The following is a 7,955-nucleotide window of genomic DNA, read 5'->3' on the forward strand; positions in this document are numbered from 1 at the left end:
TGCATGTTATTTTTAACCCGGTGGTGTATTTCCCTTAACAAATCCTCTTTTTCTTCCAGGGACTTCTTAAGTTTCATTTCAGCCATTTTACGTTCGGTAACATCTTCGGAAATACCTAAAAGATAATTAGGGTGGCCATTTTCGTCAAGGAGGGGAATTTTCTTGGTGTGTAAGATTCTTTCACCTTGGTACCGGGTGTGTATGGTTTCTTCAATGATATCGTGAAGTTCCTTTTTATGGAGAACTTCCCTATCATTTTGGGTGTAGAAATCAGCTTCTTCCCTGGTGAAAAAATCATAATCAGTTTTACCAATTAATTCATCCCTCTCATAACCCCAGATAAACTCCACTGCCCGGTTCACTCGTTCAAATTTAAGTTCATCTGCGGATTTTACGAAGATCATGTCGGGTATGTTCTCGATGATGTTCTCTAAAAACTGTTCATTTTCCCTTAAGGCCATTTCCCTTAATTTAAGATCAGTGATATCTTCTAAAACTAGAGCTATTCCATCTATCTTCCCATCCGTTCTCATTAAACTGTAATTGGCTTTAACAAATTTCCTTTCACCCCTCTTATTGACATATTTCCATTCAGAGGGAATAGGTTTACCTGTCAAAATATTCTTAAAGGCAACTAAAGCTTCATTTAAACTTATCTTCAAGCTGGGAACTATTTGAACCAGGTTTTTACCTATTATATCCTCTTTGAATCCAGTTAATTCTAAGGCTTTGGGATTGATTTCAATAACTGTGCCCTTTTTATTAAACAAAGTTATTCCTTCGGCCGCAGTTTCAATCACGTACCTGTATTTCTGCTCACTTTCCCTTAATTCTTCTTCAGCCTTTTTACGTTCAGTTACATCCTCACTGAATATTATAATGCCCCCGATAACATCGGGTGAGGAGTACCATGGGTGTATTTCCCATCGGAGGTACTGAACGCTTCCATCGGCACGTACAAAGGCATCTTCATCAGCACGCTCAACAGAACCAGCCAGAGCACGTTGGTGTATTTTTTTCCAGTGCTCGGTGATTTCTGGAAAGATATCGTAATGGGATCTGCCGAGGATTTCCCCATCACCCAGATTAAAATCTTCAATCCAGCGCTGACTGGCAGCAATGTACTGCATCTTTGGATCAAACATGGCAATGGCCACCGGGGCACTATCAATAAAGTGCCGGAACTCCTCATCACGCTTTTTCAAAACCCTATTTACAGCTTTTAACTCTTCTTCAGCTCTTTTACGTTCTGAAATGTCTTCACTGAAGATTATGATGCCACCGATCTCACCGGGAAATGAATACCAGGGATGTACTTCCCATCGGAGGTACTGAACGCTTCCATCGGCACGTACAAAGGCATCTTCATCAGCACGCTCAATAGAACCAGCCAGAGCACGACGGTGAACTTTTTTCAATTTATCGGGGATCTCGGGGAAGATATCGTAATGGGATCTGCCAAGAAGTTCCTGGCCATACAGATTATAATCTTCGATCCAGCGCTGACTGGCAGCAATGTACTGCATCTTTGGATCAAACATGGCAATGGCCACCGGGGCACTATCAATAAAGTGCCGGAACTCCTCATCACGTTTCATCAAAGCCCGGTTAATGGCTTTTAACTCTTCTTCTGCCTTTTTAATTGCGGTGATATCACGAACTAAACCCATGACAAGTTTTTCCTGTTTAATTTCCACGGCAGCAAAGTGTATCTCCACTGGAAAAACAGTACCATCCTTCCGTTTCTGGTGACCATAGAGAGTGAAAGGTTCTCCCGGCTTTATCTCCCTCCATTCCTTCCTGGCGCTTTCCAGCTCAAAGTCCTGTTCTATTTCCATCACATTCATCCTTAGTAATTCTTCCCGGCTGTATCCCAGGCTTTCCACGGATTGCTGGTTAACATCCCTAATATTACCCTTCATATCATGGACAAAAAGAGCATCGGCTGCATTTTCTACCAAACCCCGAAATTTCTGTTCACTCTCTTTTAATTCCATTTCCAACTTTTTACGTTGAGTAATATCCTTAAAAGTTCCAAAAACAGCAATTACTTTCCCTTCATCATCAGTTATAATAGATGGGCTTAAAATAACCGGGAATTTTTCCCCATTTTTTCTTTTAAAAGTCAGTTCAACTTCCTTTAGATTTCCTTTCAACACTTCTTCCAGAGTAGCCTGAATATCGTGAGCTTTTTCTTCAGGCCAGTAAGGGTGAGGAAGACCGGTTCCAATTAATTCCTCCCGGGAAAATCCAGTCATCTGACACAGGGCAGGGTTAACATCTAAATGAACCCCATTTTTATCTAAAATTGAAAATCCATCACCCATGGATTTGATGATATTTTCGTTGAATTCTTTACTTGCAATTAATTCTTCCTCTACCTGCTTACGGTCAGTGATATCAATGGATAGAATGAAAATACCTTCGGGTACCGGGAAAACGCGCAGATCAAACCATCGGCCAGTGCCATCGGGGTAAATGAAGTAATTTTCCATATGATTTGATTCACCTTCCTCCATGGTTTTTTCTAACATCCAGAACATTTCAGTTTCATCAATACCGGGATAGACCTCCATCATGGTGTGACCAATTAAAGCTTCCCTCTCCAGTTGGGCATGGTGGAGGGCAGCATCGTTTACATAGATATAACGCCAATCAGGACTGATGATCTGGCATCCTTCCATCATGTTATCCAGGGCGTTTTGATATTTTTCATTACCCCCGCTGGGGTGAGCCACACCCGGGTCTTGGGTTTTTAAATGATTAAGATTCCTTTTTTCACTTTTTTTAAGTTCTTCTCGAGTAATAGCCAGTTCAATGGCGTATTTCAGCTCTCGATCCCGATATGGTTTGAGTAGATATGCATCTTGCGCTAAAGATTCAATCTTTTTAATATTCTCTTCCGTTAAATCTCCCACTAACAGCAAAACAGGAAAATCAAGTTTGAATATTTCCAAAAGAGCATCAAAAGCGGTGCTATCCCCCTTAAAAACAACATCTAACAAAATAAGATCAGGCCTTAACTCTGATGCCTTTTCAACTACATCTTCCCCCCGGCCTAGATGGTGAACTGAATAACCAAAGGATTCCAGTGTTGTATTTATATCCCGGGCCTCAGTGGAATCATCTTTTACCAAGAGGATTCTAACACTTACCATAATTTTAGTATGTATTTATTAATATTTGTTTTTTTGTGGCATGGGAAATTTTCAGTGAATGGAATATTCATTTATAAAAAATGGAGTACAATTATCAGCCTACTAAAATGATGGTAGATTCCACCACATTTTGATAAAAATGTTTTAATTTTTAGATGAAAATAAAGGTTTATATGGGTTGATATGTAAGTCAGTACTGTAATTACAGTTGTTTATGTAAGTAAGTACTTATAAATGCTTATTTATGTAAGTAAGCACTGTACTTACAGTAATTTTATTATAAAACCCCGAATCAATCAGATATAATAAATAGGGCAGTAGATATTTAGAGATATTACATAATAGGTGATAACATGCTTGATATGTTTAATGCAAAATCAGTTGCAGTAATCGGTGCATCAGAAACAAAGGGTAAAATTGGTTACGATTTAATGACCTCCCTTTTAAATTATTATAAAGGAAAAATCGTACCAGTAAACCCGAAGGGAGGTACAGTACTGGGATTGCCTGCATACAAATCCATAAAAGAACATGGACACGTAGACCTGGCAGTTATAGTCATACCATCCCACCTGATCCCGGCCACAGTGGAAGATTGTGGAGAGATAGGAATAAAAAACATCGTTGTAATCTCTGCAGGGTTTAAAGAGGTTGATGAGGAAGGAGCCAGACTGGAAAACCAGCTGGTGGAGATCTGTAAAAAATACAACATCAAACTGGTGGGACCCAACTGTCTGGGTGTAATGGACACCTACAATGATATGAATGCATCATTCTCTTCTGATATTGCCCACAAGGGTAAAATATCATTCATGACCCAGTCCGGAGCCATCATGGCTGCTATCCTTGATTACGCTGATAAAAAGAACATTGGTTTCTCCCGTATCGTCAGCCTGGGAAACAAGGCCGTCATCAATGAAAACGACTGTATGAAGAACTTCATGGAAGATGAAAACACCGAAGTTATAACTGCCTACCTGGAAGGCATAGTGGATGGTCCGGGCTTTATAGAAGCCTGTAGAGAGGCTTCCCAGAAAAAACCAGTCCTGGTTATAAAATCCGGTACCACCTCCAAGGGATCAGAGGCTGTTTCCTCCCACACCGGTACCATTGCCGGTTCTGACTCAGCCTACGAAGCAGCCTTTGGCCAGTGCGGAATTATACGGGTGAACTCCCTGGACGAAATGATGGATTACAGTAGTGCCCTGGCACTGGCACCCCTCCCTAAAGGTAACCGGATAGCTATAATCACCAATGCCGGTGGACCCGCCATCATGACCACCGATGCCGCAATAAAGGCTGGACTGGAACTTGCCGAACTAACAACTGACACCAAAGCAAAATTAAACGAAGGACTACCCGCCACGGCCAGTGTTAAAAACCCGGTGGATGTTCTCGGGGATGCCAGTCCGGAAAGGTACGCCTTCACCCTGGAAACTGTTCTAGAGGACCCTAATGTAGACGGAGTGATCTACCTGGTAACACCACAGTCCGTTACCGATCCGGAAGGAATTGCCCAGGTGGCCATTGATCACGCCCAGAAAACAGAAAAACCAATCCTGTGCAGTTTCTTTGGAGGAACCCGCTTCGTAGGGGCAGAAAAACTCCTGGCAGAAAAACAGGTCCCTAACTACCTCTACCCTAAAAGAGCAGTTAAAAGCATGAAAACCCTGTATGATTACACTGTCATCCGGGAACAGGATTATCCAAAGTCCCCGGAATTTGATGCTGATAAAAATCTGGTTAAAAACATTATTGAGGATGCCCGGGAAAAGGGCAAACACACCCTGGGCTTAGAATCACTGGATATTCTGAAAGCCTACGGTATACCCACGGTGGGCACAGCCATTACCACCACTGAAGAAGAAACAGTTAAAGCAGCCGAAGAAATAGGATACCCCCTGGTTATGAAGATCGTGTCCCCCCAGATTTCCCATAAGTCTGATGTGGGAGGAATAAAACTCAACCTTAACAGTGCGGATGATGTTAAAGCAGCCTACCGGGACATGATGGAGAATATCCCTGAAAAGGAGCCCGACGCAGTTCTGGAGGGTGTTCAGTTACAGAAAATGCTCTCCGGTGGTGCAGAAGTGATCATCGGCATGATCCAGGACCCCACCTTCGGTTCCATGCTCATGTTTGGACTGGGCGGTATATACGTGGAAGTGCTGGAAGATGTTAAATTCGCCATCGCCCCGGTAAATGAAGGCGAGGCCAAGGATATGATAAAGAACATCAAAACCCATGAACTATTAGAAGGTGCCCGTGGAGCCAAACCCAAGGACGTAGATTCCATTGCCGATGTTATACTGAGAATTTCCCAGCTGGTCACTGACTTCCCAGAAATCAACGAATTCGAAATCAACCCCTTGATGGTTTTCGATGAAGGAGACGGTGCACTGGCCGTTGATATGAGACTAATGTTGAAAGAGGGCGGATCCAATGATTTACTACAGTCCTCCCCCCACTCATCCAGTCTGGAATCCAGTGTGAATTAAATTAAATAAATATCGTGAAATAAAAGCAGAAGGGATCCTGGTCCCTTCTTATAACTATTTTTTTTAGAGAACTTTTTTTAAAAAATTACTTTTCCTAGTTTCTACAAAATATATGTAGGAAATCAATTACTGAAGTGGACTGGGGAATATCCATTACAACCGTAATTAATCAGTTATATCCCCTTAACTGTTGACGAACTTAGTTGAAGGCATTTAAAATTGGGAGGGTACTTTAATAAACAAATCTTGCCCTCAGCTTACCATTTCATGAGGGAGTTACCTAATCTCAAGCTTTTTATTTCAAGATGATCATATATCTTAATGCGAACAATATTCCAAGCACAGATCAATAGTCTCCGAGTCCAATGATAATTATCGTATTATCTACTGAAATTAAATATAAAAAAGTTTAAAATAAGGAATACTTGGAGAAATCCCTCCACCTGACACATCCGCATCCCATATGAACCAAGGAGAATTCTATTAGCCAGTTTAAAGGTGCTGAAATGAATGGAAAAGAGACAATATCCTTTAAAAATGCAACCATACTGGCTTTTGCTATTTTAATTAGTTTTACAGTTGTTTCACTACTTTTACAGGGTGATTCGTATCTTCGAATGGTTTTTAGTGATATTACCGGCCCTGTAATTGAAATACTGGTTATTACGGGATTATTTTACGCTGCATACGCCTCCAAAAACCAGGGACAACATGTGCAAATAGCATGGATACTGATGGGTGTCGCCTTCAGCTTTACTGCCCTGGGGGATATAACCTGGGCCATTTTGGAGTTGGTATTCAGTACCAATCCTTTCCCCTCGGTAGCCGACATTTTTTACCTGGCATTCTATCCTCTTTTTGCACTGGGAATCTACTTTATGCCCCGTGATAAATTCAGCTCCAGCGACCGCTATAAAATCATTCTAGAAATGGGGATCATCCTCCTAACCGTGGGCCTCCTTTTATGGGTTTTCCTAATAAGCCCCAACCTCACCAGCCAGGAAGAGTTTTTAACCATTTTCATATCTGTAATATACATTGTTTTCGATTTTGTCCTTCTCTTCGCCCTGATACGGCTCTTATACAGTAAATTTAAAGAAGAATACTACGGCCCTTTAATTCTTATCGGCCTGGGTATGATAGCCCTGATTATAACCGATTACATTTACTATCTGCAAACACTGCAGGGTACTTATGTTTCCGGGGGTTTGCTGGATTCCGGATGGATACTGAGTTATATGCTGGTGGGTTTAGCCGCGCTGCTGCAGATCACCGGTGAAAAATACCAGCTAATACCACCCTACCTCTCATTTATAAAAAAATCAAGTTTCACTTCTTATTTACCCCTTTTACTGGCACTGATATCATTCCTACTGTTAATATGGGCCAATGAAATCCAAGAGGAACCCAATATCCCGGTGATAGAACTGGTGGTGGGAATCATCATTTTAATGGTGCTTTTCCGCCAGTTCTTAACGGAAAGGGCTTTATCATCCAGTGAAAAAAACTACCGGGACCTGGTAGACAATTCACTAGTGGGAATTTATAAAACCAATATCTCAGGGGATATACTTTTTGCCAATGAATCCCTGGCCCAAATATTTAAATTCAGTGATGTGGAGGAACTCAAATCTCACCAGATCACTGAATTCTATAAAAACATTTCTGCTAGAAAAGAAATCATTGATAAACTTAGAAAAGAGGGTAGTTTTGCCCAGTATGAAGTAGAAATGGTTTCCCGTGAAGGAGATACTGTTAACATGCTTTTAAGTGCCAGTTTAACTGGAAAAGTTATTTCAGGCATGTTAATGGATATCACCCTACGTAAAAAGGCCGAAAAAGCCCTCCAGGATAGTGAAGAAAAATATCACACTCTGTTTGAATCCAATCCAACCTACACCATCCTGGTAAGTTTAGAGGGATCTATTTTAGATGTTAACAGTGCTGCTTCTGAATTTGCAGGTATATCTTCCCAGGAATTAATTGGTAAAAACTTCCCGGAGTTGCAGATATTCCCTAACGAAGAAGATATTAAATTCCAGAGGAGTAAATTCTTACTGGCATTACAGGGAGAGACCATTAAACCTTTTCAGTATCAGTTGATTGACTATAAGGGAAACTATAGCTGGGTGGAATCACAGCTGGTACCCATAAAAAAAGATGGTGAGATTAACTCCATTCTGGTAATTTCCAAGGATATAACTGAAAGAAAAAAAGCCATGGATGGACTGGAAAGAATGGTGGATGAGAAGAACATTCTGATTAAGGAGATACACCACCGGGTTAAAAATAACATGCA

3 protein-coding genes are annotated in these 7,955 nt (G+C 41.1%); 2 read left to right on the forward strand and 1 reads right to left on the reverse strand.

The genetic code is table 11. The annotated features are described in order from the left end of the window. Positions 1 to 3,137, reverse strand: a 3,137-nt coding sequence (locus tag QC759_RS00085) for a PAS domain S-box protein (RefSeq protein WP_279844517.1), incomplete at its 3' end; no start/stop codon positions are given. Between the two features lie 374 nt (positions 3,138 to 3,511). Between QC759_RS00085 and QC759_RS00090 the strand changes: the two genes are divergently transcribed. Together QC759_RS00090 and QC759_RS00095 are read left to right on the forward strand one after the other, a co-directional pair. Next, a complete protein-coding gene (locus QC759_RS00090) occupies positions 3,512 to 5,656 on the forward strand; it encodes an acetate--CoA ligase family protein (RefSeq protein WP_048072027.1) in 2,145 nt (714 codons plus the stop codon). A 506-nt stretch (positions 5,657 to 6,162) separates the two neighbouring features. Next, the coding region (locus tag QC759_RS00095; protein ID WP_279844519.1) for a PAS domain-containing protein at positions 6,163 to 7,955 on the forward strand (1,793 nt) is incomplete at its 3' end.

The sequence above is a fragment of the Methanobacterium formicicum genome (assembly GCF_029848115.1).
Taxonomy (GTDB): domain Archaea; phylum Methanobacteriota; class Methanobacteria; order Methanobacteriales; family Methanobacteriaceae; genus Methanobacterium; species Methanobacterium formicicum.

Bases quoted from the DNA above. Each gene is read 5' to 3' on its own strand.
- QC759_RS00090 (WP_048072027.1), top strand. From the start codon at position 3,512: ATGCTTGATATGTTTAATGCAAAATCAGTTGCAGTAATCGGTGCATCA.